The organism is Cobetia sp. 1CM21F (assembly GCF_023161745.1).
Lineage (GTDB): Bacteria > Pseudomonadota > Gammaproteobacteria > Pseudomonadales > Halomonadaceae > Cobetia > Cobetia amphilecti.
Window position 1 is genome coordinate 256,297 of record NZ_JALNTQ010000004.1, and the last position, 24,020, is coordinate 280,316.

Sequence of the window (24,020 nt, forward strand, 5' to 3'; positions counted from 1 at the left end):
ATGCGGCTGGACCGCTGGCTGACACGTCAGCCACAGCTCAACCGTCGTCATGCGCTCTCGGCGCTGGCGGCGGGGCGCGTGCGGGTCAACGGCGCGACGATCAGTGACCCGCTGCATGAAGTCGGCCCCTTCGATGACATCCACCTGTCAGCGAGTGACGCGACCGTCTGCCTGCAGGTCGCGCGGCGTCCGCGTCATATCCTGCTCAACAAGCCTGCCGGGGTCGTGACGGCCTGTCATGACCCCGAACACCCCACCGTGATCGATGTCCTGCGTGACACGCTGAAGGCACGCGGCGAGAACAGCGGCTGGCTGGCCGAGATCCACCATGTCGGGCGCCTCGATCGGGCGACGACCGGTGCCCTGCTGCTGACCAATGACGGCGATGTCTCGGCGCGCATCAGCGATGCGGGGCTCGAGGGGCCCGCCAAGCGCTATCGCATGGGGCTGGAGCGGCCCCTGACGGAAGCCGAACAGGAAAGCGCCATCGCACAGGTTCGCCAGGGGGTGCTGCTCGAACATGATCCGCGCCCGACACTGCCGGCCCAGCTTGCGTTTCTCACCGCGGATCAGGCACGCCTGACGCTGCACGAGGGCCGCCATCATCACATCAAGCGATTGTGGCGCAGCCTGGGCAATCGCGTGGTGTGGCTGCACCGTGAGTCGGTGGCGGGCTTGAGTCTCGAGGGGCTGGCGCCGGGGGAGTGGCGCGAGCTTACCCGCGAGGAGTGTTCACGGCTGGGGGCCGCGCAGCCTCGCGGGTGAGGCCACCCGGCGGGTGGCGTCTTGTCGACACCGGGTTATCCACGCCCGCCTGGCGCGCCGCCAGCGCGAGACGGCTGCGATGGGATGTGGATAGATCGTTCTGAATCGTCGTCAGCGCTGCTCAGCTGCCGGTCGCCTGGCTGGGCAGGTCCTCTGCCGTGATGCTCGCCTCGTCATCGTCGCTGGAGCTTGCCTCCGGCGTCGACAGGCTGACCAGCTCGCCCTCGGCGTTGCGCGTGAAGTTGCGCACGATGACCCCGATATCCTCCGGCAGCGGCGCAAACTGGCTGCAGCGGCTCAGCACTTCCTGCATGTCCTGATAGCCACTGTCGCGACGCGAGTCGATGGTCGCGCGCGAGAAGTCGATATCCTTCAGTGAGGTCTCGCCCGGGCGCGCCGAGGCCAGCAGACGCACCACGTTGATCGAGGGCTGCTGGGTCATGGCGAGGATGCGCTGGATCTTCGGCGACTGGCGCAGCTCCTCCGGCAGATGATCGGCGAGATTCTCGATCCCCATGCGCAGCGCCTGATTCTCCTCCAGCAGATTGAGGTGCTCGCCGGCACGGCTGGAATACTGGATATCCTTCTCGCGCAGCTGCGCCTCCTGCAATGTCTCCGGCACCTTGCCATCGGCACTCCACAGGTCGATCACGTAGCAGTTGACCACCGTCTCGCCATGCGGACGCTCCGACAGCACCCAGCTGACGGGCGTATTGGAGTACAGGCCACCATCCCAATAGGCTTCGCCATCGACCCACACCGGCGGGAAGGCCGGTGGCAGGGCGCCGCTGGCCAGAATATGGCGGTGGTCCAGCGCTTCATGCGAGGAGTCGAAGTAGCGCAGCGCGCCGCTGCCGATATTCACTGCCCCCACCGACAGGCGAACGTTCTCCGGGTGGCGGGCATCCAGGCGCTCGAAGTCCACCAGCCGATTGAGCGTGTCGCCCAGCGGTTCGGTGTCGTAGAGGCTGGGCGGCTCGCCGAAGAAGCTCTGCCAGATCGGTACCGTCCACAGCGGGCGCGGGCGGAAGAAGCCCGGAATGCCCCACAGCATGGCGGAGGTGCGCGCGACACTGCGCTCCCATGGATGAAAGGCGGGGCCCATGCTGGCAGCGGGTTGGGCGATGCCATACCAGAATGACTCGAGGGCCTTGAGGCGCTCGCCCTCCGGATTGCCGGCGATCAGGGCACCATTGATGGCGCCGACCGAGGTGCCGACCACCCAGTCGGGCTGGATGCCGGCTTCGGCCAGCGCCTCGAAGATGCCGATCTGGTAGGCGCCGAGCGCGCCACCGCCTTGCAGCACCAGAATATTGAGCGCATCGGCGCAGAAGTCGCAGGATGTATCACGCATGAAACCTTCTCCTCTCTAGCAGTGCAGCACTCCGCCGGGGAATGCCCGAGGTCAGGGGGACCGTCGCGAGCGAGACGCCATGTGATGGGGGAGGCGTGGACTCGTGGAGGCGGCGCAAGGGTGACGAGGTGCATATCAAGGGCAGCAAAGCACCTGATCAAGGCAATGAGACACTGGTGAAAAGCAATCGAAGTGCTTTTATTGTGCAGTGCAGCATGGCGCTTGTCAGCATAGCACGCATCCTCGCCTTGCGTGTCTGCGATCTCATTCAAGCGACTGACTGAGGCGGCAGGGGAAAAGACGAGGGAGAGGTCAGGAACAGGAACAGGAACAGGAACAGGAGCAGGGGCAGCAGCCGTGCTGCGGTCATTGGCACCAGGGCGTCAGCCACAGGTCGGCTGCCAGCAGCAACAGGGCATAGCGTCCGCCCTTGGCGATCACGATCAGGACGATGCTTTTCCACCACGCCAGCCGGAAGACCCCCGCCAGCACCGTCAGCGGGTCGCCGATCAGCGGGGCCCAGCTCAGCAGCAGGCTCCAGGCGCCGAAACGGCGATACCACAGGGTGCCGCGCGCCAATGCGCGTCGCGAGACCGGAAACCAGCGCCGTGTGCGCAGACGGCGGGCGCCACGCCCCAGGGCGACGTTGATCAGGCTGCCGAGCGTGTTGCCCAGCGTCGCCGCGATCCATAGCGCCCAGGGCGCGTGCCCCTGGCACCAAAGCCCCGCGAAGGCCGCCTCCGATCCGCCGGGCAGCAGGGTGGCGCTGGCCAGCGAGATCACGGCGAGCGAGGTCAATGCCGGCAATGACAGTAGGGCCACTTCACTCATATCAATTTCTTCTGTTTTTCACGGTGGCAGGGCGCTGGGGGTGGCTTTCTTCCCTCCTCAGCTCGGGTATGCTGTTGGCACGTCAAAGCCATATTTCGGGAGCTTCCTGCATGCATATTCCGTGCGTCCTGACGATAGCGGGCTCAGACCCCTCCGGGGGAGCCGGCATTCAGGCGGACCTCAAGACATTCTCTGCGCTGGGCGCCTACGGGGCCAGCGTGATCACGGCGCTGACGGCGCAGAATACCTGCGGCGTGCGCAGCGTGGAGGCGGTCTCGCGGGAATTCATCGCCGCACAGTTGGACGCCGTGCTGGATGATCTCGATATCCGCGCCGCCAAGATCGGCATGGTGGCCGATCCGCTGGTGGTGGAAATGCTCGCCGACCGCCTTCAGCAGCGTCGCCCGCGCTGGGTCGTGCTCGACCCGGTGCTGGTCGCCAAGAGTGGCGATGCGCTGGTCAATGATGCTGCCATCCAGTCGGTGGCCGAGCACCTGGTGCCGCTGGCCGACATCATCACGCCCAACCTGCATGAAGCCGCGGTGCTGCTGGGTGAGCGGCGCCTGATCGGGCGCTCCGACATGCCCGAGGTCGCCCGCGAGCTGCGTGCCAGAGGCGCGAAGGCGGTGTTGATCAAGGGTGGGGCGCTTGAGGGACAGGCCTGCGATGACCTGCTGGTCAGCGATGCCGGTGAGCAATGGCTGTGCGCACCGCGTATCGAGACCGACAACCTGCACGGCACCGGCTGCTCGATGTCTTCCGCCATCACGGCGCGACTGGCGAACGGTCTGCCGTTGCCGCAGGCGGTGGTCGAGGCGCGCGAATGGCTGCTGGGCGCGTTGCGCGCTTCCGACCAGCTCAGCGTCGGCAAGGGCCGTGGGCCGGTGCATCATTTCCACGCCCTGTGGTAAGCCAGCGAGAGCCAGGCCTGTGAAACCCGGTCTGCAGGAGTGATGAACCCCGCAAGCTCCCCTTGATCCCTGCCAGCCAACGAGTAGATGCCATGCCTATATCGCCGCTGTATCGCTTGTCCGTGTCAGCTGTCCGTGGCGCCGCTTGCAGCCTGAACGCCGCCTGTCATGCCGTCAGCCTGCCGGTGGCGAGTGCGCCGCGCTGGCTGGCCGCGGGCGTGATGGGGGCGCTGCTGGCCACCACCAGCCCCGCGGCGCTCGCCGTCGAGATCAAGGGGGTGACCTTCGCGAATCAGGTGACCACGCAGTCCGGCCAGCCGCTGACGCTGATCGGCAGTGGGCTCTTCACCTACCTGCTGTGGGACGCCTATGTCGGCGCCTATTATCAGGATGCGCGTCGCCCGCGCCCGGCGCCGCTCAAGGATGTCTCGCGTCGCCTGGTGCTGGAGTACTTCCATGCCATCGATGCCGAGGACTTCGCCAAGGCGACCACCAAGGGTGTGCGCAAGAACCTGTCAGCGGCGGATTTCGCGGCGATCGAGCCTGAATTGGCGCGCTTCAATCGTGCCTATCAGGACGTCGTGCCGGGGGATCGCTATGCGCTGCAATGGCTGTCCGCCGGTGGCGGCAGCGGCAGCGGCACGCTGTCGCTGATGCTGAACGGGCAGGTCATCTTCGAAAGCGATTCACTGGCGCTGGCCAACGGCCTGTTCGCGATCTGGCTTGGCGATGAACCGGCCCAGCAGGATTTCCGTACCCAGCTGCTGGGGCAGTAGCGCGCGCGTTCCATCTGGCTCCTCTAGCCCCTCTCTGGCCCATCTAGCCCCTCTCTAGCCTATCTGGCCCATCTGTCGTGGTATCGCCATCGTCTTGCACCTCTTATCGCGCCTCTATCGAGACACCACGAAAAACGCCCCTGCCGGGAGTCCCGGCAGGGGCGTTTTTTCATGCTCGTTTTTCTATCTTTCCATCACTCTTTCGATCCTTGCTATCTACTTGGCGGGGTAGACGCGCGTGCCTGGGGCTTACTTGCCTTCGGCAGCCTTGATGTCGGCCTGCAGGGTGTCGAGGATCTTGCTGCCACGCTCACCGGATTGCTCACGGTAGACTTCCCAGCCCTTCTCGCCGACGGGGCGGAAGGCTTCGCGCTGCTCATCGGTCAGCGTGATGATCTCGATGTCACTGTCTTCCTTGATCTTCTCCAGACGGTCGGCGTTGTACTCCTCCTGCTTCTCGAAGATGTACGGACGCATCTCGTTGGTGACCTTGTCGAGCATCTGCTGCTGCTCGTCATCCAGTCCGGAATAGAAGTCACTGGAGGCCACCAGCGTGGTGATGAACTGCGCCTGCTTGGCCTGGATCATGTAGTCCTGAACTTCGTAGAAGCTCATTTCCTGGATGGCGAATACCGGGTTCACCTGGCCGTCGATCTGGCCCAGCTGCAGGCCGGAGTAGACCTCGGAATAGGGCATCGGCGTCGGGTTGGCACCGTAGCCGCGATAGCTCTCGACCAGAATCGGCGAGGTCATGGTGCGGATCTTGAAGCCTTCCATGTCCTCGGGTGTCTTGATGTCACGGTTGCCGGTCCACACCATCCAGCCTTCCGGAATCACGCCCAGCAGCTGGAGGTTCTGCTCGGTGTAGGCCTCGGACAGCATGTCGATGGCCTTGGAGTTGCCGAGCACCTCTTCATTGACGGCATTGTCGTCGGAGAACAGGAAGTGCAGCGTGAAGACGCCCGACTCCGGAATCACCGAGGCCAGGTGACCCGGTGAGGCAAAGGTCAGCTGGATGGCATCGCTCTGCACCAGTTCGGTGAGCTGTGAGGAGGTACCCAGTGCACCGTAGGGGTAGATCTCGACATCGATGTCACCACCGGAAGCCTCTTCGATGCGCTTCTTGAATTCCTGGGCGTAGGCATCCTGCACGCTGCCGGAGACCTCCTCCAGCGCGAAACGCCAAGTGTCCGCCTGCACGCCCGCGGAGGCCAGCGCCGCCATGCCCAGGCCGGACGCGAGGGCGCCTCCCTTGATGAACGCGGCGAGACGAGAAAGGGGAACAGGAGTCCTGGACGTCTCGCGATTCTGCTCGGGTGACGGGTTCCATTGCATCGTCATCTTGTTCTCCTTGTGTGATTTCCATCAGCGTCGGGCGGCTCTGGGCATACCCGGCGTGCAACTTGCATCATTTAGATAATATTGCCATTCTTAATATAATAAAAAAATTACCAAATTGGATAGTATGATTAGAATTTATTATGAATAAGCTGAGCCTGTGCGCATGAGGCTCTGGTACTCGAGCTCTGGTGCTTGAGTTCTGGTACCTGAACTCTGGTACTCGAGGACCTGCTCGTCGCTCGCCAGAGCTTCGCGCTCGGTCTTCACGATCTGCCTCGGCGCCAGACCGCCATGCCGCGCATCGGCCGCATACTGATTTCAAGCGCCGCTAATAAAGCTAGAACAAGAGTAGCCAAAGTGAAAATCACGGCGGCACCGCGGAAAATTTCAATGGATCGTACTGGCAAACGCAGGCTGTCTGGCGCAAACCACTGCGCTCATGACGTCTGGTAGAGAGCCTATCTGGCAGGATGCCACATCAACAGGAAGCCGCTTCATGAACTCGCCCCCCTCCAAGTCTCCGTCCGCTGACGAGACCCGCCCTGCCCCGGCCGAGACGAATGGCGGTCAGGACCCCCTCGCACATCTGCCCGCGCCGCTGCGCCGTCTGGCCGCCTGGTTCGAACGTGGTGACCAGGGCCTGGCGCATGTCGAGCGCTGGTTGATCGCCCTGTGCGTGCTGGGCATGGCGACGGCCAGCATCGCCAACGTCATCGGGCGCAACGTCTTCAACTACAGCCTGCCGTTCACCGAAGAGTTGATGCAGATCCTGCAGCTGTGGCTGACCTTCCTCGGCATCAGTTACGGCGCGCGCGCCGGGCGCCATATCCGCGTGACGGCGTTGCTGGACTTCATGCCGCCGTGGTTGCGCAAGGTGCTGCTGATCGCTGGACAGGTCATCACCTGTGCCTTGCTGGCCTACCTCGCCTGGCTGGCGGTGGATTATCTGCAGAGCCTGGCCAAGTCCGGGCGTGTCACGCCGTCGCTGCGCTGGTCGCTGGCGGCGCTCTATGCCGTGGTCCCGCTGGGACTGGCGCTCGGGGCTCTCCAGTACCTGATGGCGATCCTGCGCAACCTGCTGGCGCAGGGCGCCTGGTTGTCATGGCGTACGGCGGAGATGGACGAGAACGAGGAAGTCGACGGTAGCGGCGCGCTCTAGCCACTGCGTCTGGAATGTCTTCTCGATGCCTCGATAGACGATTGATCACACTTCATTGACCCAGGGACGGAAGCTGCGATGTGGATTCTGCTCGTGATGGTGGGGCTGCTGTTGCTTGGGGTACCCATGATGGTGCCATTGAGCGTCGGCACCTTTTTCTTGTTGTTCAGCGATTTTCCCTTCCTCAAGCCGGAGCTGGTGATCCAGCAGATGATCGGTGGCCTGCAGCCGGTGGTGCTGACGGCGGTGCCGATGTTCATTCTGGCGGCCGATATCATGCTCAAGGGCTCCACTGCCCAGCGCCTGCTGGATCTGGTCGAGCGCTTCGTCGGCCACTGGCGCGGTGGCCTGCCGGTGACCACCGCGCTGGGCTGCACCCTGTTCGGCGCGGTGTCCGGCTCCACCCAGGCCACGGTGGTGGCGATGGGGCGCCCGCTGCGCCCGCGGCTGCTGGAAGCCGGTTACAGTGACAAGTTCACCATCGCGTTGATCATCAATGCCTCCGATATCGCGCTGCTGATTCCGCCCTCCATCGGCATGATCATCTACGGCGTCGCGACCGGTACCTCGGTGGGTGACCTGTTCATCGCCGGTATCGGCCCGGGGCTGATGATCCTGGTGCTGTTCTCGCTCTACTGCATGTGGAAGTCGTGGAAGCTGGGCATCGCCCCGCAGCCCAAGGCGGACTGGCCCGCACGCCTCAAGGCCTTGAAGCGCGCCAGCCTGCCGGCGGGCTTCCCGGTGATCATCATCGGCGGCATCTACTCGGGCATGTTCTCGCCGACGGAGGCCGCCACGGTCTCGGTGATCTATGCGCTGATTCTCGAGATGCTGATCTATCGCGGCGTGACCCTCAAGGACCTGCCCAGTGTGGCCTTCTCCACGGGGCTGATAACCGCGGTGGTGTTCATCCTGGTGGCGGCGGGCGCGGGCTTCTCGTGGATGATCTCCTTCGCCAAGATTCCGGATGCCATCCTCGGCGGCTACATCCCCTACCTGTCGGAGCACGCGCTGGCGCTGTTGGCAGTGATCGCGGCGGCCTACTTCGTCGGTTGCATGTTCGTGGACCCCATCGTGGTGATCCTGATTCTGGCGCCGGTGTTTGCGCCGGCAGTCGATGCCGCCGGGCTGGACCCGGTGCTGGTCGGCACCCTGGTCACCCTGCAGGCGGCGATAGGTTCGGCGACCCCGCCCTTCGGCTGCGACATCTTCACGGCGGTGGCGGTGTTCCGAAAACCGTACATGGAGGTCATCCGGGGGACGCCACCCTTCATTGCCCTGCTGTTGCTGGCGACGGTGCTGCTGATGCTGTTCCCGCAGATCGCGCTGTTCCTGCCGAGCCTCGCCAACTAGCAGCTCGCCCACTCAAGTAGCACCTGTCGCGCCCCGCAGGCTCAGTCTGCGGGGCGTTCGCGTCTGGTATGCTCCCGAACACGAAATGTCATGAACATCATCCATCTCTTGAAGGAGCAAGCGGCATGCGAGCATTGATCCAGCGCGTCACACGGGCGGAAGTCGTGGTCGAGGACGAGAGCGTCGGCGCCATCGGGGGCGGTCTGCTGGTACTGGTGGGCGTCGAGAAGGGCGATGATGAGGCGCGTGCCGACAAGCTGCTGCACAAGCTGCTGCATTACCGGGTCTTCGCTGACGAGAACGACAAGATGAACCTCAACGTCCAGCAGGCGGGCGGCAGTCTGCTGCTGGTCTCGCAGTTCACGCTGGCGGCGGACACCGGCAGTGGCATGCGCCCCAGCTTCTCCTCGGCGGCGCCACCGGCGGAGGGCGAGCGGCTGTTCACCTACCTGGTCGACAAGGCGCGTGAGCGCGGGCGAGAACTCGGGGTGGGAATCGAGACCGGACGCTTCGGTGCCAACATGCAGATCTCGCTGCTCAATGACGGGCCGGTGACCTTCCTGCTCGAGAGCTGATCGCGCAGGCCCAAAAAAGCCGCCCCCGAGGGGGGCGGCTGCAAGCATTGGATGACGGGACTGCGCCGTCTCACGGGAGCGCGGCGCAGGTAACGCAGTCTTACTGCACGCCTTCCGGATTGCGTGCGTTCAGGTAGGCCTGCTCAGAGACCTCATGCCACTTCTCGACCTTGCCTTCGAAGGTGGTGTAGGACTCGTAGATGCGGCCGGCCAGATCGTTGGAGTCGCCGAGTTTCTTGACCACTTCGCCGGACAGCTCACGTGCCTTGTCGAGCACGTCCTGCGGGTAGCGGCGCAGCTCGACCTTGTGCTCGTTGAGCAGTGTCTCGAGGGCGTCGTTGTTGCGCGCGGTGTACTCGTCGAGCATGTCCTGGTTCACGTCACGTACCGCGGAACGCAGGATGGCCTGCAGGTCCTTGGGCAGCTCGGCCATGGCGTCGTCATTGACGATGGCCTCGAAGGTGACGGTCGGCTCGTGCCAGCCCGGATAGTAGTAGTACTTGGCGGCCTGATAGAGACCGAAGGCCAGGTCGTTGTACGGGCCGATCCACTCGGTGGCATCGATGGCCCCGGACTGCAGCGAGGTGAAGATCTCGCCGCCCGGCATGCTGACCGTCGCCACGCCCATCTGCTGCATGACATCGCCACCCAGACCCGGGATACGCATCTTCAGGCCATCGAGGTCGGCGACCGAGTTGATCTCCTTGTTGAACCAGCCGCCCATCTGCACGCCCGAGGCGCCGCCCGCCATGACTTCGACGCCGAACTTGTCGTAGACCTCGTTCCACAGCTCCAGACCGCCGCCGTAATGCAGCCAGGCGTTCATTTCCTGCGCGGTCATGCCGAAGGGCACTGCCGCGAAGAACTGGGCTTCCGGTGCCTTGCCCTTCCAGTAGTAGGAGGCTGAGTGACCGATCTGCGCGGTACCGGAAGATACCGAGTCGAGTACCTCGAAGCCCGGCACCAGCTGGCCTGCCCCGTAGACCTTGATCTTGAGACGCCCGTCGGACATCTCATCGACCAGGCGTGCGAGGCGTTCTGGCCCCTGACCGACCCCCGGGAAGTTCTTGGGCCATGAGGTGACCATCTTCCAGGTATAGGTATCCGCGGCATTGGCGACGGCCGGCAGGGTGCCCATGGCGGTCATGGTGCCGACGGCGATGCCGAAGGCGAGTTTGTTGAGTTGCATGGCATGCTCCTTGAAGTGCCCGATTGTTGTTGTGCACCGGTCATCGACCGGCGCTGGGCAAGAGGTGGGCCGCGAACGGCTCCCGTGCATCTGCATGAGCCGACTGGCGGCTCTCCCATCAGCTGGCGGGGCAGGCCCCGCCAATTCAGTTGCTGTTCTGTCCTTGTTCTGTTTCTTGTCCTGCTCTTGGTTCTGGCCCGTTAGTCGTCGTCTAGAACTGGGCCGGCAGCCAGGTGGCCAAGCCCGGGAAGGCGGCGAGTGCTCCCAGCATGCACAGCTGGATCAGGATGAACGGGATGACGCCCTTGTAGATCTGCTTGGTGCTGACTTCCTTGGGGGCCACGCCGCGCAGGTAGAACAGCGCGAACCCGAAGGGTGGTGTCAGGAAGGAAGTCTGCAGGTTGATGGCGATCATGATGCCCAGCCAGATCGGGTCGAGGCCCATGGCCAGCAGCACCGGGCCGACGATCGGCACCACCACGAAGGTGATCTCGATGAAGTCGAGGATGAAGCCGAGCAGGAAGATCACCAGCATCACCACCAGGGTGGCACCGATGACGCCGCCGGGCATGTTCTCGAAGATCTCGGTGACGACCTCTTCGCCGCCGAAGCCGCGGAACACCAGCGAGAACAGCGCCGCACCGATCAGGATCAGGAACACCATCGAGGTGACATTGGTGGTGGAGCGCACCACTTCCGTCAGGGTCTTCAGGCTCAGCTTGCGGTTGGCGAGGGCCAGCATCAGCGCACCGAAGGCACCCACGGCAGAGGCTTCGGTCGGGGTCGCGAGACCGCCGAGAATCGAGCCGAGCACACAGACGATCAGCACGATAGGCGGCACCAGGCCCTTCATCAGCAGCCAGAAGATGCTGCCGGTATGCCCCAGCTCTTCCATCAGCGCATCACGATCGACGGCCGGCGCCTTCTCCGGCTTCAGCCAGGCGACCATGGCGATGTAGACGATATAGGCGAGCACCAGGATCAGGCCCGGAATCAGTGCGCCGATGAACAGGTCACCCACCGAGACGGTCTTCGGGCTCCAGATACCCATCGACAGTTGCGCCTGCTGATAGGCGGAAGACAGCACGTCGCCCAGCAGGACCAGCGCGATGGACGGCGGAATGATCTGCCCCAGGGTGCCGGTGGCACAGATGGCGCCGGTGGCCAGTGACGGGTCATAACCGCGCTTGAGCATGGTCGGCAGTGACAGCAGGCCCATGGTGACGACGGTCGCACCGACGATACCGGTGGAGGCGGCCAGCAGCATGCCGACGATGGTCACGGAAATCCCCAGCCCGCCACGCAGCGAGCCGAACATCAGTGCCATGGCGTCGAGCAGCGTCTCGGCGACCTTGGACTTCTCCAGCAGCACGCCCATCAACACGAACAATGGCACGGCCAGCAGGGTCTGGTTGGTCATGGTGCCGTAGAGGCGGTTGGGCATCGCGGACAGGAAGCTGGCATCGAATACGCCCTGGGTAATGCCCAGCGCATCCAGCCCCATGCCGAGTCCGGCGAAGGCAAGCGCGGTGCCGGCCAGTGACAGCGCCACAGGATAGCCCAGCATCAAGACGATACAGATACACACGAACAGCAGCAGTGGCATGGTCTCGAGCATTACACCAGCTCCTCATCGTGGTCAGGGGTGTCATCGCTCGCATGCGGAGAGGGCAGGCGGCCCATCAGGAACAGCAGATGGCGGCCGGCTTCCGCCACGCCTTGCAGCATCATCAGGATGGCGATGGCCGGGATCAGGGTCTTGAGCAGGTAGACGCCCGGCAGGCCGCCGGATTCGGGTGAGGCTTCTTTGATGCCCCAGGAATCGCCCACGTAACCGAGGCTGGAGAGCAGGATGAAGGTCATCACCGGGAACAGCAGGAACAGGGTGCCGCCGAGATCGACCCACGACTTCCCGCGGTGCGACATGCGCTGATAGAAGATATCCACCCGCACATGGCCGTCGTGCTTGAGCGTGTAGCTGGCGGCGAGCAGGAAGACGGCCGCGTGCATGTACATCACGGATTCCTGCATGGGGATGCTGTTGATGTTGAAGGCGTAGCGCAGCATCACGATGGTGAATTCGACCAGCATCATGATGACGACCAGCCAGGACACGCAGCGTCCCAGCCCCTCGGTCATGCGGTCGAGCCCTGTGAGCCAGCCGGGGGTAGAGGCATTGGCAGACATGGAGTCCCCTTGGCCTGCGGGTAGCAGGTGATGATTGTTGGTGTTGTTGTTGCTTTGCCGACAGCGTCTGCTGTGTCTTTGCCAAGCGCTTGTGTTGCAAGCGATTGCTGGCAAGGTCGCCAATTCAGATGTTGCTCATGTTGTGGTCAGTCGCTGTGTCCAGCAAGCCGTGATGGCATCGCTTTGAACAACGCTATTCCACGCTTCATCCCTGTAAGTGACGTCGCTCGGATGCGGCATGCCATCAGTCATCGCTAAGTCAACGATTAATCCACGTCATTGGCAGACAAAGAGTAGCGAGCGGCGCCGCAACAACAAATGGATCATTGGTCTGACAGGCGGTTTTTGTCTTTGCTTACAGTGAGATAGGCGAAGAAATACCGGCAGGCAGGCAAGGAGACGGGCAAGTAAGGGCGCGGCAGATCGCGCCATGCGCATCAAGCAGCCCGCAAGCGATGCGCCGCAGACGCGGCGGCAGGGGTAAGCGTCATGGCGCAGACAGCTGCCGGCAAGCCGTAGCTGAGGGAAGCCTGGGTCGGGAAAGCCAGGCGGGAGAGCCAGGCAGTAGAGGGGGCGATATCCGGGGGGCAGGCGTCAGAGATGCCTATGCAAGAGAGACAGGCGTCAGGCGAGCCCGATCGCCTTGCGGCATGCGGCTGGCAGATGGACTTCTACCGCAAGCGGCAGATGGTCGGAGAACAGGTGCGACAGCGTGGTCGGGTGGCTCAAGCGCAGCGTCGAGGAGACCAGGATATGGTCGAGTCCACGGCGTGGTTGCCAGGCCGGGTAGCTGTTGATGGCCTTGCTGGGGCGGGAGTCGAGTGCCTCGCTGAACGCCTTGTGCTGACGAAGCTGGGCCAGCGTGCAATTGAGGTCGCCCATCACGATGACATGCTTGAGGGGCGCGATCAGCTCGCCGAGGTACTGCAGCTGACGATGCTGGATACGGGCACCGAGTGCCAGGTGGGTCACGAAGACATGCAGGGCGTGTTCGCCCTCGCCGAAGCGGGCATGGATGGCCCCGCGTCCCGGTAGGGTACCGGGCAGGCTGTGCTCTTCGAGATGGCTGATCGGCAGGCGCGACAGCAGGCCGTTGCTGTGCTGAGCCAGGCGGCCCAGATTGCGATTGAGCTGCTGATAGCGATGCGGGAATTCGGCCGTCTCGGCCAGTGAATCGACCTGATTGACGTTGCCGGAGCGGAAACTGCCACCGTCGACTTCCTGCAGCCCGACGATATCGTAGGGCGTGATGGCGGCGGCGATCAGCTCCAGACGCTTGCGGCGCATCGGGTGTGGCAGCACATGCTGCCAACCGCGGGTGACGTAGTGATGCCACGCCGCGGTATGGATACCGACCTGCATGTTGAAGGTCAGCAGACGCAGGGGAGGTGCCGTCTCGTCGAGTCCGGCACCTCCCGCGGCGCTGGCGGCCACTGGGTCAGCAGCCGCTGCCATCAAGCGGCGTCCTTGCTGCCGGCTTTCTCTTCACGCACCTGCTCGACCAGCTCGTCGGTGATCTTGAGCATGTTCTGCAGTGAGCCAGCCGTGCTCGGCGAGATGACATAGCGGCCATCCACGATCAGTGCCGGTACGCCCATGATCTTGTAGGCGCGCATCTGGGCGTGGGCCTGATTGACCTGGCTCTTCACGCCGAAGGACGTCAGAGACTTCTTGGCGTCTTCTTCGCTGACGCCGTAGTCGCTGTAGAACTTGGCGATATCATCCGGATCGGTCAGACGCTGGTGGTCCTGATGGATGGCATCGAAGAAGGCCTTGTGGGTCTCGTCGAGGATGCCCAGGTCCTTGGCGGCATAGAAGGCATAGGCGTGCTTGACCCAGTCCTGCCCCATGGTGGCCGGCAGACGGTTGAAGGTCACGTCACTCGGCAGCTCGTCGACCCACGGCTCGAGGCTGGATTCCAGCTTGTAGCAGTGCGGGCAGCCATACCAGAACGCTTCGACCACTTCGACATTGCCCGCCGGCGCGTCGGTCTTCACCGGCTCGTCGAGTACCTGATAGTCCTTGCCAGCTTCAGCGGCGAACACGCTTGCTGACAGGCCAAGGCCCGCCACCAGAGTCAGTAGGGGTTTCCACTTCATGGAACATCTCCATCGGATTGAGGCATGCCCGGGCATGATACCCGGCAACATTAGTGATGCATCGAGTATGCGTGTCAGCCACCACTGCTGTCGAGACTGCCGGGCGGGACACGGCGGATCACTGTCGGGCCAGCCTAGCGTGACAAGGTTGACCGTTGGATGAACGCCGTTCGATCACGCGCCGTACAAGGCGTCGCTCGATCACGCCCCGTGAATGGCGTGCTGGTGCCGGTCGTCATCAAGTCAGTCATACGCGACAACCGGATGAACGGATGCCTCAGCGCAGGCCGTGGAGATATTCGGCCACCTGCTGCATGTCGCTGTCACTCATGCGCGCGGCGATGCTGCTCATGATGGCGTTCGGGTCGTTGTCGCGGCTGCCGTCGCGGAAGGCCTTGAGCGCCGCCACGGTATAGGCGGAGAATTGTCCGGCCAGCGCCGGATAACCTGCCGAGTCGATGCCTTCACCACGCGGACCATGACAGGCTGTGCAGGCCGCGATGCCGCGCTCGAGCGAGCCGGCCCGATACAGCACCTCGCCTGCACGGGCCGCCTCTGGCTCGGCCTGGCCGCGATTGGCGGGCTGCGCGGCGTAATGGGCCGCGATATCGGCGATATCCTGATCGCTCAGGTTGTCGGCGATACCGGCCATCTGCGGCACCGAGCGGCGACCATCCCGGATGTCGGCCGTCTGCTTGCGCAGGTAGTGGGCCTGCTGGCCAGCAAGATGGGGGAAGGCCGGCGTCGGCGAGATGCCCTGGGCGCCATGACAGGCAGCACAGACGGCAGCCTTGGCCTTGCCTGCCGCGGCATCGCCGACCAGCGACTCGGCGGTGGCCCCCGTCGGCAAGGTGGCGGCCAGCGTCGTGGCAGCAACTGCCAGCAGCAGGCGCACGGGGCGCTCGGGGGTCTGCCTTGGTCTCATCAGCTCATCCATTTCACTGGTCCCTGTTTCACGAAGAGGCCCGTTCGGGGCTTGTATCATCCGGCGTGGATGGTGGCCTCTGTCATTTCCCCGGTGCCCGCGCCGTGCTGCGCGCGGTGAGAAGTGCACCCCACTCTCGCAGCCCGTGAGAGCGGGGTGGTACACTAGGCCTCATGATCGCCATGCTGACCTTGCAGGCAGTATAGCGAATCCCCTCAGGGCGCGTGAGCGTGCCTGTCGCCAGTCGTGTCATCGCAGTAATCCAGAGCATCTTCCCGCTGTCGTCGGCAAGTTGCAGCGCCGATGGCAAGGCATGCGGCACTCTTTTCGTTACACCGGTCGTTTCTTCTGCTCTCTCGTGATGTCGCGCGGGCGAGACGTCCGCCTTCAACAGGTATTCAGAACTCCCATGGCCGAATCAGCTCCTTCGACCCCCAAGCTCCATTATCGTCAGGCGCGCTTCCTGATCAGTGCCGCGACTCTGGCCCAGTGCCCGACGGACGTGGGTGCCGAAGTGGCCTTCGCGGGCCGCTCCAATGCCGGCAAGTCCAGCGCCATCAATGCGCTGACCTCGCAGAAGGCGTTGGCCCGTACCTCCAAGACCCCCGGCCGCACCCAGCTGATCAACTATTTCACCATCGGTGAAACGGGCCGCCATCTGGTCGATCTGCCCGGCTATGGCTATGCCAAGGTGCCGGACAAGGTGAAGCGCGAGTGGCAGTCACATCTGTCCAACTACCTGCGCAACCGCCAGTCGCTGCGGGGCCTGGTGCTGCTGATGGATGTGCGCCATCCGCTGTCCGAATTCGACCAGATGATGCTGGGCTGGGCCGATGAGGCCAAGATGCCGGTGCATATCCTGCTGACCAAGGCGGACAAGCTGAAGCGCGGGCCTGCTGCGGCAAGCCTGCAGAAGGTACGTCACGCGCTCAAGGAGTGGGAAGACCTGGTCACCGTGCAGCTGTTCTCGTCGCTGAAGTACTCTGGTGTCGAGCAGGTACATGCCAAGCTCGACGAGTGGCTGGCGGACCCGTCGGTGATGGACGGCGTGGAAGAGATGGCAGGCGATGAGGCACCGCAGGACCCCTTCGACGACTGACAGAAAGTGTAAGGCGATTTGGGGCGAAGCCTCGAACCACGCCACCTTGCATGACGAAACGGCCACCCCTCGGGGTGGCCGTTTGCGTTACGACAGGCACGCTGTCACTCACCTCTGCGCTTTTGCGCTTCCCCAGGGCTACTCACATGAATAGGCTGCGCGGCGCGCTGCTGATGGGGTCAAGGCGGGTCAGAGAGCTCGTCTCCCTGGGCGCCGAGAGAATATGCGGGACCTTTGCCGCGGGCTCGACGACTTCCGGCATCGTCACGGCCTCGCTGGGGACGAGCAGGTTGCGCATGGCCTCCTGTGGTGAGGCCGCCGGGGCCTCCTGCACGCCGGATTGCAGCGTCGCGAGGCTGGCACGCCCACTGTAGACCGCCACGATGACCAGCAACGCGGATGCCAGCACGATGGCCATGCCTTTCAGCAGGGCGCGGCTGGTCTGACGCGAGGGCGTCATGATCGGCGCACGCTGCTCGCCTTCACCATGCAGGGGCGGCCTCTGGGGAGAGGAAGATGACACATGGTAGCGCGGGAGTGAGTGGGTGCTCATGCTGGCCTCTCCTTTTGAGGTCGAGGTGGCAGGCATCTCCCAGCGCAGACTCAGGAACCCCGGACAGGGTTCAATATCGACGACGCTGAGAAACTTGTACATGAAATATGGTTGAGGCGTCATTTTTGTACAAGTTTTAATTCACTCAGCCATCGGGCACATCAGGCGCATCAGGCGCGCCACACCTTGAGCCTCAGCCGTCACTCAGTCATTCAGGCGTGCAATCAGCGCCGGCAGTTCGCGGATATGCGAGATGACATGTACGCCTGCCGGGACGGGGCCCGGGGCGCCCTGGCCCTTGACGTCGATCCAGGCGGCCTGCATGCCCAGGCGCGCGGCAGGCAAGGCATCTTCCTTCCATGAGTCACCGACATGCAGGGTGGTGGAGGGTCGGCTGCCCAGGCGAGCCATGGCGGCGAGGAAGGGGCGCGCATCCGGCTTGGGCGCCAGCCACTCGCCGGCGGCGATGCTGAACTCGAAATGATGATCCAGCGCTAGGCGAGCCAGGTCGACATTGCCATTGGTGATGGCACCAAGGCGGTAACCGCGGGCGAGGGAGTTGAGCAGCTCGCTGGCTTCCGGGAAGGGCGTCAATTCGTGGCGCAGCGCCAGGAAGCGCTCGATGGCGGCGCGTGACCAATGGCCCGCCTGCTCATCATCATGCCCGGCATCGCGCAGCATGGCGTGCATGGCCTCGCGCCGCAGCCAGGTGAAGTCACCGCGGCGCAGCGGGTGCTCCAGCCCCAGCGCCATGCGGCGACGCGTGTATTCCTCGAGGGGGAAGTCGTTGGCATGCCCGATCTCGCCATCCAGCCAGGCGTAATGCTCGGCCTCGGCGCGCTCCATCACCGCGCGATTGGCCCACAGGGTGTCATCGAGATCGAAGGTCAAGGCCGTCAGGCGAGGCGCATTGGCAGGCGTCACAGGGTGTCATCCTTGAGTGGAGCATCAATAGGGGAGGTGGCGTCGGTGTCTGACGTTGCCGTCGCTGACCCGCGCTGGCGGCGGGCGCGAGGGTGGGCCTGATCATAGGCGCTGGCCAGTTGCTGCCAGTCGAGGCGCGTATAGACCTGGGTGGTCGAGAGGTGAGCGTGTCCCAGCAGTTCCTGCACGGCGCGCAGGTCGCCGCTGGATTCGAGCAGGTGACTGGCGAAGGAGTGGCGCAGGCGGTGCGGGTGCAGATGCTCGGGCAGGCCACGTTCTTTCGCCTGCGTCACCAGCCTGAGCTGAACCCCACGCTGACCGAGGCGACGCCCCTGCTGGCCGACGAACAATGCCGGCTCGTCCCGGGCGGCGAGCTGGCCACGCACCACCAGCCAGGCATCCAGCGCCTGGCGGGCGCGTGAGCCGATCGGCAGCTGGCGGGGCTTGTCGCCCTTGCCGCGTACGCGCAGGCGGCGGGTTTCCAGCATGTCGAGGTCGAGGCTGACCAGCTCCGAGAGACGCAAGCCCGCGCCGTAGAGCAGTTCCAGCATCGCCTGATCGCGGATCGCCAGCGGCGTGCCGTCATGTGGGCAGTCGAGAAAGCGCGCCAGACTGTCGATATCCACCGGGCGTGGCAGGTGGTCCGGCAGGCGTGGTGTCTGCACCAGTCCCGCCGGGTTGTGTGGCAGCACATCCTGCTCGACCAACCAGCCACAGAAACGGCTGATCGCCGCGCGCCGCCGTGCCAATGAGCGCGGTGCGAGGCCACGGCTACGCTCGGCACCCAGAAAACGTCTGAGCGTCGGTACGTCCAGCGCCTGCCAATCCTGCGGCAGGGGCGGCGCATCCTTTGCACCAGCGGCGCTGCTGTCCGCCGCTGGACGCAGCATGAAGGCGGTCAACGCCTGCAGATCGCGCGCGTAGGCGCTGACGGTCGCGTGGCTGCTGTCGATGGCAAGCTCTGCCAGAAATTCCCGACAGGTCGCGGACAGCGCCTGCTCGGCGGCAACACGCTCGGCGCTGCTCGCTGAGGTGCCATCGGCGGATGTGTCGACGACCGAGGCGCCGTGGTCCGACTCGAGGCGGCTCATCGGCTGGCCTGGTCGTCACGGCTCGAGGAGCGCAGTGGCGCCTGGCCCGGGACATCGCGGCCCAGGCAGCGGGCCAGCACGTCACCGAGGTATTCGGGAAACAGGGTGTCGAGACCGGCACGGAACTGCTCGGCATCGGCACTCGCCACCACCAGATAGCCCAGGCACTCGCCACGGGTCAGGCGCACGATGACGGCGGAGCCGCGCGTGGCATCGGCCTGGCTGGCATCGACGAGGTCTGCGCAGTCGGCGCCGAGTGGCCACTGATGGTCGGGCAGCAGAGCTTCCCAGCGCGTGCGCGGCATGGCCAGGCAGCGACTGGCGCGACCCTCGAGCAGACGCTCGAACTGCTCGCCGCGCGCATCGTCGAGCGCCTGGCGCGGTGGCTGTGCCGAGGCGCCGGCGTCGCGCTGCCACAGACAGACGGCCGCGATGTCGAACAGCTCGCTGAGACGCGTGGCCAGCGTTTCGGCCAGCGCATCATCGGACTCGGCATCGAGCAGATCCAGCACCAGCTGACGCAGACGCTGATAGCGACTCTCGTTGTCGCGTGCGGCGGTCAACAGCTCCTCGAGGCGCTCTTCTGCCTGATCGGTCCGCCCGCGCAGGTCATGTACCAGCCGCTCCAGCAACGAGATGCTGCCGCCGCGCGCTTCCGGGTGTGGCACCCGCATGCGTTGCAGCAACCCTTCACGCCCCTCGAAGAAATCGGGATGCGTGGCCAGCCATTCGGCGACCCGATCCGGGTCCAGCGTGCGCGGGCGACGTGACACGGGTGACTCGGCCATGTGGGACTCCTTGCGGACGGTTGGCAGCGGGACGCCGTCGGCCATGTTTCCGGCAGCGTCTCTCGGCTGGGGCTGGCGATCTACAGGATGATGCGGCCTTCGAAGACGGTCTCGGCGGGGCCGGTCATGAATACCGGCTGGCCGTCGCCACCCCATTCGATGCTCAGGGTGCCGCCGGGCAGCGTGACGTTGACTGGGCTTGCCAGCAGGCCACGGCGAATGCCGGACGCGACCGCTGCACAGGCGCCGGTGCCACAGGCCAGCGTCTCGCCGACACCGCGCTCGAAGACACGCAGGCGCGCTTCATGCGGCGAGACGACCTCGAGGAAGCCGGCATTGACGCGCTTGGCGAAGCGCGGATGCGCCTCGATCAGTGGGCCCAGCGTCAGTACCGGGGCCTGTTCGACACTGTCGACCAGCAGCACCGCATGCGGGTTGCCCATCGAGACGACGCCGATTTCCAGCGTCTCGCCGTCGACATCCAGGGTGTGCACCGGCAGGTCGGCCTCGGCCTCGAAGGGCAGCGCGGCGGGAGCGAAGCGCGGCGCCCCCATGTCGACGCGTACACGGCCATCTTCGGCCACGACCAGGGTCAGCGGGCCGCCGGCCGTCTCGACGCGAATCTCGCGCTTGGTGGTCAGGCGCTGTTCACGCACGAAGCGCGCGAAGCAGCGCGCCCCGTTGCCGCAGTTCTCGACTTCACTGCCATCGGCATTGTAGATGCGATAGCGGAAGTCCATGTCCGGGTCGCGGGGCGGCTCGACCACCAGCAGCTGATCGAAGCCGATGCCGAAGTTGCGGTCCGCCAGACGGCGGATATCGGCATCGCGCAGGCGACTGCGCTGCGAGATCAGGTCAATGACCATGAAGTCATTGCCCAGTCCGTGCATCTTGGTGAAGTTCACCAGCATCAGGCACCACCTTCCGGCAGCAGTTGCTCACCGGTCCACAGTTCTTCGAGGCGCTCGCGACGACGCACTAGGTGCATCTCGGGGCCATCGACCATCACCTCGGCAGGACGGCAGCGGCTGTTGTAGCTCGAGGCCATCACGAAGCCGTAGGCACCGGAAGAGCGCACGGCGAGCAGGTCGCCCGGCGCGATGGCCAGTTCGCGGTCCTTGCCGAGGAAGTCACCGGTCTCGCAGACCGGACCGACCACATCGTAGCTGGCGGACTTGCGTGTCTCGCGCGTGTCGACGGTGACGATGTTCTGCCAAGCCTGATACAGAGACGGACGGATCAGGTCATTCATGCCGGCATCGATGATGGCGAAGTTCTTCTCTTCACCGGGCTTGAGGTATTCGACACGGGTCAGCAGCACGCCGGCGTTGGCGGCGATGGAGCGGCCCGGTTCGAACAGCAGCGTCATCTCGCTGCCGTGCTCATAGCGGGCCAGACGCTCCAGCAGGGCGCTGGCGTAGGCGAAGGGCTCCGGCGGAGTCTCGTTCTGGTAGGGCACGCCGAGGCCGCCGCCGAGATCGAGGTGCTCGATGACGATGCCGCGTTCCCGCAGGCGATCCAGCAGGACCAGCAAGCGTTCGAGGGAATCGAGGAAGGGCGCCAGCTCGGTCAGCTGGGAGCCGATATGGCAGTCGGCACCGACCACCTGCACGTGCTCCATGGCGTTGGCGATCTCGTAGACCTCTAGCGCCTGTTCGACCGGAATGCCGAACTTGTTGGCCTTGAGGCCAGTGGAGATGTACGGGTGAGTGCCGGCATCGACGTCGGGATTGATGCGCAGTGACACCGGTGCGACGCGTCCGAGACGGCCCGCGACGGCGTTGAGGCGCTCAAGCTCCGGCAGCGACTCGACGTTGAAGCACTTGATGCCAAGCTCCAGTGCACGCTCCATCTCGCCGGCCTGCTTGGCGACGCCGGAGAACACCACCTTGGCGGGGTCGCCGCCGGCCTTGATGACGCGCTCCAGCTCACCGGCGGAGACGATGTCGAAGCCGGCGCCCAGACGTGCCAGCACATTGAGCACCGCCAGGTTGGAATTGGCCTTCACGGCATAGCAGATGAGATGCGGGTGGTCGCCCAGCGCATCCTGATAGGCCTTGAAGTGGCGCTCGAGCGTGGCACGGCTGTAGACGTAGCACGGCGTGCCGAACTGCTCGGCCAGCGTGGCGAGCGAGACGTCTTCGGCGTGCAGCACGCCATCCTGATAAACGAAGTGATCCATGATCCGGCCTGCAAGATGTCGCGCCGGCGGGCATCACCCGCCGGAGATGAATAAGGGGGCTCAGGCGTCGCTGCCGGAAGTCTCGGCAGCGGCGGTGCTCTCTGTCTCGGAGGCGTCAGCTGCCGGTGCGGGAGCTTCGGCACGCTGACCGCCGGCATCGGCGTCCGCCGGCAGATAGAGCGGGCCTTTCTGGCCGCAGCCGGCCAGCAGGCCAGCACCCAGCAGCAGCGCCGCGAGGGTGCGAAGGGTATGACGGGCGGACTGGCTCATCAGATGACGCATCGGGCGGCCTCCTGGCAGCAAGCGATAGAGCGATGCGGGCCCGGTTGCCATGGGTGGCGACCAGGCCCGAAAGAGGATGATCAGGCGCGCGAGGCCAGGGCGTCACGCGCACGCTGCACGGCAGCGCGGACCTGGTTCGGCGCGGTGCCACCGATGTGATTGCGCGCCGCGACGGAGCCTTCCAGCGTCAGCACGTCGAAGACGTCCTGTTCGATGGTGTCGGAGAACTGCTGGAGCTCTGCCAGGGTCATCTCGGACAGGTCACGCTGCTGCTCGATGCCGAAGGCGACGGACTTGCCGACGATCTCGTGGGCATCACGGAAGGCGACGCCCTTGCGCACCAGGTAGTCCGCCAGGTCGGTCGCGGTGGCGAAGCCCTTGCTGGCCGAGGCGTACATGTTGTCGGACTTGGCGCGGATCGCCGGAATCATGTCGGCGAAGGCACGCAGGCTGCCGCGCACGGTATCGATGGTATCGAACAGCGGCTCCTTGTCTTCCTGATTGTCCTTGTTGTACGCCAGCGGCTGGGACTTCATCAGGGTCAGCAGGCTCATCAGGTGGCCATAGACACGACCGGTCTTGCCGCGCACCAGCTCCGGCACGTCCGGGTTCTTCTTCTGCGGCATGATGGAGGAGCCGGTGCAGAAGCGGTCAGGCAGGTCGATGAAGTCGAACTGGGCGCTGGTCCACAGCACCAGCTCTTCGCTCATGCGTGACAGGTGCATCATCAGCAGGCTGGCGAAGCTGGTGAATTCGATGGCGAAGTCACGATCGCTGACCGAATCGAGGCTGTTCTCGGTCGGACGGTCGAAGCCGAGCAGCTCGCTGGTGACGTGACGGTCGATGGGGAAGGTGGTGCCGGCCAGCGCCGCGGCGCCCAGCGGCAGCACGTTCATGCGCACGCGGCAGTCACGCAGGCGGTCCTGGTCGCGGGCGACCATTTCCTGCCAGGCCAGCAGGTGGTGGCCGAAGGTGACCGGCTGAGCGCTCTGCAGGTGAGTGAAGCCCGGCATGATGGTGTCGGCTTCCTGCTCGGCCAGCCCCAGCATGCCTTCGCGCAGACGAGTCAGTTCAGCGTCGATGGCGTCGATCTCGTCACGCAGATAGAGGCGGATGTCGGTGGCGACCTGGTCGTTGCGTGAACGGCCGGTGTGCAGCTTCTTGCCGGTGATGCCGATCTTGGCGGTCAGGCGTGCCTCGATGTTCATGTGCACGTCTTCCAGTGCCACGGACCACTCGAATTCACCCCGCGCGATCTCTTCACTGATTTCCTTCAGTCCCGCGATGATGACGTCGCGTTCTTCTTCGCTCAGCACGCCGACACCGGCCAGCATGGTGGCGTGGGCGATGGAGCCCTGGATGTCGTGCTGCGCCATGCGCTGATCAAAATCGACGGAGGCGGTGAAACGTGCCACGAAGGCATCGGTCGGCTCGCTGAAGCGGCCGCCCCAGGACTGATTGGTAGATTCGCTCATCGGGATCTCGAATTGTGGTGACGTGTCCAGAGTTCGGCGTCCGGTGCACGGTCGCGCAGCCGGTATCGTTGACCTTGGAGTGTACCAGACTCCTGCGCGTGGGCGAGGGGCCGCGGCCAGTCCGGCGGATCGCAGGAAAGCGTGCCACGGATTTTCCCCCT

At 64.6% G+C, this 24,020-nt stretch carries 24 protein-coding genes; 7 read left to right on the plus strand and 17 right to left on the minus strand.

The window, feature by feature from the left end; genetic code table 11:
• Positions 1–765, plus strand: coding sequence for a pseudouridine synthase (locus MSG32_RS14340; protein WP_248380379.1), 765 nt, complete (start codon positions 1–3; stop codon positions 763–765).
• Positions 766–886: 121 nt separating this feature from the next.
• Here MSG32_RS14340 and MSG32_RS14345 read toward each other — a convergent pair whose 3' ends face one another.
• Together MSG32_RS14345 and MSG32_RS14350 are read right to left on the minus strand one after the other, a co-directional pair.
• A complete protein-coding gene (locus tag MSG32_RS14345; protein WP_192839066.1) occupies positions 887–2,119 on the minus strand; it encodes a patatin-like phospholipase family protein in 1,233 nt (410 codons plus the stop codon).
• Positions 2,120–2,485: 366 nt separating this feature from the next.
• Positions 2,486–2,917: a YqaA family protein gene (locus tag MSG32_RS14350; protein WP_054556479.1), complete on the minus strand. Its 432-nt coding sequence runs from the start codon at positions 2,915–2,917 to the stop codon at positions 2,486–2,488.
• A 143-nt stretch (positions 2,918–3,060) separates the two neighbouring features.
• Here MSG32_RS14350 and thiD point away from each other — a divergent pair, with 143 nt between their 5' ends.
• Both thiD and MSG32_RS14360 read left to right on the plus strand, forming a co-directional pair.
• Positions 3,061–3,861, plus strand: a complete 801-nt coding sequence (thiD, locus tag MSG32_RS14355; RefSeq protein ID WP_192839067.1) for a bifunctional hydroxymethylpyrimidine kinase/phosphomethylpyrimidine kinase — start codon at positions 3,061–3,063, stop codon at positions 3,859–3,861.
• Positions 3,862–3,953: 92 nt separating this feature from the next.
• Positions 3,954–4,637, plus strand: a complete 684-nt coding sequence (locus tag MSG32_RS14360) for a chalcone isomerase family protein (RefSeq protein ID WP_248380381.1) — start codon at positions 3,954–3,956, stop codon at positions 4,635–4,637.
• Positions 4,638–4,886: 249 nt separating this feature from the next.
• Here the strand turns inward: MSG32_RS14360 and dctP are convergent, their stop codons facing one another.
• Positions 4,887–5,978: a TRAP transporter substrate-binding protein DctP gene (dctP, locus tag MSG32_RS14365; protein WP_234368071.1), complete on the minus strand. Its 1,092-nt coding sequence runs from the start codon at positions 5,976–5,978 to the stop codon at positions 4,887–4,889.
• Between the two features lie 496 nt (positions 5,979–6,474).
• Between dctP and MSG32_RS14370 the strand changes: the two genes are divergently transcribed.
• From MSG32_RS14370 to dtd, 3 genes are all read left to right on the plus strand, one after another.
• The gene (locus MSG32_RS14370) at positions 6,475–7,137 is read left to right on the plus strand and encodes a TRAP transporter small permease (RefSeq protein ID WP_052384515.1); all 663 of its coding nucleotides are present in this window, start codon (positions 6,475–6,477) and stop codon (positions 7,135–7,137) included.
• A 78-nt stretch (positions 7,138–7,215) separates the two neighbouring features.
• Positions 7,216–8,490, plus strand: a complete 1,275-nt coding sequence (locus tag MSG32_RS14375; protein WP_054556427.1) for a TRAP transporter large permease — start codon at positions 7,216–7,218, stop codon at positions 8,488–8,490.
• Positions 8,491–8,615: 125 nt separating this feature from the next.
• Entirely contained in the window at positions 8,616–9,065 is a 450-nt protein-coding gene (gene dtd / locus MSG32_RS14380) for a D-aminoacyl-tRNA deacylase (protein WP_248380383.1), read from the plus strand.
• Between the two features lie 100 nt (positions 9,066–9,165).
• Here the strand turns inward: dtd and MSG32_RS14385 are convergent, their stop codons facing one another.
• From MSG32_RS14385 to MSG32_RS14410, 6 genes are all read right to left on the minus strand, one after another.
• Positions 9,166–10,212 carry a TRAP transporter substrate-binding protein gene (locus MSG32_RS14385; RefSeq protein WP_248380467.1) on the minus strand — a complete coding sequence of 349 codons (1,047 nt, stop codon included), beginning with the start codon at positions 10,210–10,212 and terminating at the stop codon, positions 9,166–9,168.
• 253 nt (positions 10,213–10,465) lie between these two features.
• Positions 10,466–11,872: a TRAP transporter large permease subunit gene (locus MSG32_RS14390; RefSeq protein WP_248380385.1), complete on the minus strand. Its 1,407-nt coding sequence runs from the start codon at positions 11,870–11,872 to the stop codon at positions 10,466–10,468.
• Positions 11,872–12,441, minus strand: coding sequence for a TRAP transporter small permease subunit (locus tag MSG32_RS14395; protein ID WP_043333327.1), 570 nt, complete (start codon positions 12,439–12,441; stop codon positions 11,872–11,874). Before MSG32_RS14395 ends, MSG32_RS14390 begins: the two co-directional genes overlap by 1 nt.
• Before the next feature lie 624 nt (positions 12,442–13,065).
• Positions 13,066–13,803: an endonuclease/exonuclease/phosphatase family protein gene (locus tag MSG32_RS14400; protein ID WP_225996620.1), complete on the minus strand. Its 738-nt coding sequence runs from the start codon at positions 13,801–13,803 to the stop codon at positions 13,066–13,068.
• Positions 13,804–13,895: 92 nt separating this feature from the next.
• On the minus strand, positions 13,896–14,540 hold the full coding sequence (locus MSG32_RS14405; protein ID WP_043333328.1) for a thiol:disulfide interchange protein DsbA/DsbL: 645 nt from the start codon (positions 14,538–14,540) through the stop codon (positions 13,896–13,898).
• A gap of 277 nt (positions 14,541–14,817) precedes the next feature.
• Positions 14,818–15,465, minus strand: a complete 648-nt coding sequence (locus MSG32_RS14410) for a c-type cytochrome (protein WP_282460378.1) — start codon at positions 15,463–15,465, stop codon at positions 14,818–14,820.
• A gap of 409 nt (positions 15,466–15,874) precedes the next feature.
• Between MSG32_RS14410 and yihA the strand changes: the two genes are divergently transcribed.
• Complete coding sequence (gene yihA / locus MSG32_RS14415) at positions 15,875–16,564, plus strand: ribosome biogenesis GTP-binding protein YihA/YsxC (RefSeq protein ID WP_054556430.1); 690 nt, start codon at positions 15,875–15,877, stop codon at positions 16,562–16,564.
• A gap of 142 nt (positions 16,565–16,706) precedes the next feature.
• Here the strand turns inward: yihA and MSG32_RS14420 are convergent, their stop codons facing one another.
• The 8 genes from MSG32_RS14420 to argH all read right to left on the minus strand — a co-directional run bounded on the left by MSG32_RS14420 (position 16,707) and on the right by argH (position 23,859).
• On the minus strand, positions 16,707–17,117 hold the full coding sequence (locus tag MSG32_RS14420; protein ID WP_248380387.1) for a hypothetical protein: 411 nt from the start codon (positions 17,115–17,117) through the stop codon (positions 16,707–16,709).
• A gap of 204 nt (positions 17,118–17,321) precedes the next feature.
• Positions 17,322–18,041 (minus strand): HAD family hydrolase, encoded by a 720-nt coding sequence (locus MSG32_RS14425; protein ID WP_248380389.1) that lies wholly within the window; start codon positions 18,039–18,041, stop codon positions 17,322–17,324.
• Positions 18,038–19,132 carry a tyrosine recombinase XerC gene (locus MSG32_RS14430; protein ID WP_248380391.1) on the minus strand — a complete coding sequence of 365 codons (1,095 nt, stop codon included), beginning with the start codon at positions 19,130–19,132 and terminating at the stop codon, positions 18,038–18,040. Before MSG32_RS14430 ends, MSG32_RS14425 begins: the two co-directional genes overlap by 4 nt.
• Positions 19,129–19,920, minus strand: a complete 792-nt coding sequence (locus MSG32_RS14435; protein ID WP_131431130.1) for a DUF484 family protein — start codon at positions 19,918–19,920, stop codon at positions 19,129–19,131. Before MSG32_RS14435 ends, MSG32_RS14430 begins: the two co-directional genes overlap by 4 nt.
• An 80-nt stretch (positions 19,921–20,000) precedes the next feature.
• Positions 20,001–20,831 (minus strand): diaminopimelate epimerase, encoded by an 831-nt coding sequence (dapF, locus tag MSG32_RS14440; RefSeq protein WP_248380400.1) that lies wholly within the window; start codon positions 20,829–20,831, stop codon positions 20,001–20,003.
• Positions 20,831–22,102, minus strand: a complete 1,272-nt coding sequence (gene lysA / locus MSG32_RS14445) for a diaminopimelate decarboxylase (RefSeq protein ID WP_248380402.1) — start codon at positions 22,100–22,102, stop codon at positions 20,831–20,833. The genes dapF and lysA overlap by 1 nt, the downstream gene beginning before the upstream one ends.
• Positions 22,103–22,162: 60 nt before the next feature.
• Entirely contained in the window at positions 22,163–22,384 is a 222-nt protein-coding gene (locus MSG32_RS14450) for a lipoprotein (protein ID WP_240548660.1), read from the minus strand.
• An 80-nt stretch (positions 22,385–22,464) separates the two neighbouring features.
• Complete coding sequence (argH, locus tag MSG32_RS14455; RefSeq protein WP_043333338.1) at positions 22,465–23,859, minus strand: argininosuccinate lyase; 1,395 nt, start codon at positions 23,857–23,859, stop codon at positions 22,465–22,467.
• Positions 23,860–24,020: the final 161 nt, after the last annotated feature.

Bases quoted from the DNA above. Each gene is read 5' to 3' on its own strand.
- MSG32_RS14340 (WP_248380379.1), top strand. From the start codon at position 1: ATGCGGCTGGACCGCTGGCTGACACGTCAGCCACAGCTCAACCGTCGT.
- MSG32_RS14345 (WP_192839066.1), bottom strand. From the start codon at position 2,119: ATGCGTGATACATCCTGCGACTTCTGCGCCGATGCGCTCAATATTCTG.
- thiD (WP_192839067.1), top strand. From the start codon at position 3,061: ATGCATATTCCGTGCGTCCTGACGATAGCGGGCTCAGACCCCTCCGGG.
- MSG32_RS14360 (WP_248380381.1), top strand. From the start codon at position 3,954: ATGCCTATATCGCCGCTGTATCGCTTGTCCGTGTCAGCTGTCCGTGGC.
- dctP (WP_234368071.1), bottom strand. From the start codon at position 5,978: ATGACGATGCAATGGAACCCGTCACCCGAGCAGAATCGCGAGACGTCC.
- MSG32_RS14370 (WP_052384515.1), top strand. From the start codon at position 6,475: ATGAACTCGCCCCCCTCCAAGTCTCCGTCCGCTGACGAGACCCGCCCT.
- MSG32_RS14375 (WP_054556427.1), top strand. From the start codon at position 7,216: ATGTGGATTCTGCTCGTGATGGTGGGGCTGCTGTTGCTTGGGGTACCC.
- dtd (WP_248380383.1), top strand. From the start codon at position 8,616: ATGCGAGCATTGATCCAGCGCGTCACACGGGCGGAAGTCGTGGTCGAG.
- MSG32_RS14385 (WP_248380467.1), bottom strand. From the start codon at position 10,212: ATGACCGCCATGGGCACCCTGCCGGCCGTCGCCAATGCCGCGGATACC.
- MSG32_RS14390 (WP_248380385.1), bottom strand. From the start codon at position 11,872: ATGCTCGAGACCATGCCACTGCTGCTGTTCGTGTGTATCTGTATCGTC.
- MSG32_RS14395 (WP_043333327.1), bottom strand. From the start codon at position 12,441: ATGTCTGCCAATGCCTCTACCCCCGGCTGGCTCACAGGGCTCGACCGC.
- MSG32_RS14400 (WP_225996620.1), bottom strand. From the start codon at position 13,803: ATGCAGGTCGGTATCCATACCGCGGCGTGGCATCACTACGTCACCCGC.
- MSG32_RS14405 (WP_043333328.1), bottom strand. From the start codon at position 14,540: ATGAAGTGGAAACCCCTACTGACTCTGGTGGCGGGCCTTGGCCTGTCA.
- MSG32_RS14410 (WP_282460378.1), bottom strand. From the start codon at position 15,465: ATGAGACCAAGGCAGACCCCCGAGCGCCCCGTGCGCCTGCTGCTGGCA.
- yihA (WP_054556430.1), top strand. From the start codon at position 15,875: ATGGCCGAATCAGCTCCTTCGACCCCCAAGCTCCATTATCGTCAGGCG.
- MSG32_RS14420 (WP_248380387.1), bottom strand. From the start codon at position 17,117: ATGAGCACCCACTCACTCCCGCGCTACCATGTGTCATCTTCCTCTCCC.
- MSG32_RS14430 (WP_248380391.1), bottom strand. From the start codon at position 19,132: ATGAGCCGCCTCGAGTCGGACCACGGCGCCTCGGTCGTCGACACATCC.
- MSG32_RS14435 (WP_131431130.1), bottom strand. From the start codon at position 19,920: ATGGCCGAGTCACCCGTGTCACGTCGCCCGCGCACGCTGGACCCGGAT.
- dapF (WP_248380400.1), bottom strand. From the start codon at position 20,831: ATGCTGGTGAACTTCACCAAGATGCACGGACTGGGCAATGACTTCATG.
- lysA (WP_248380402.1), bottom strand. From the start codon at position 22,102: ATGGATCACTTCGTTTATCAGGATGGCGTGCTGCACGCCGAAGACGTC.
- MSG32_RS14450 (WP_240548660.1), bottom strand. From the start codon at position 22,384: ATGCGTCATCTGATGAGCCAGTCCGCCCGTCATACCCTTCGCACCCTC.
- argH (WP_043333338.1), bottom strand. From the start codon at position 23,859: ATGAGCGAATCTACCAATCAGTCCTGGGGCGGCCGCTTCAGCGAGCCG.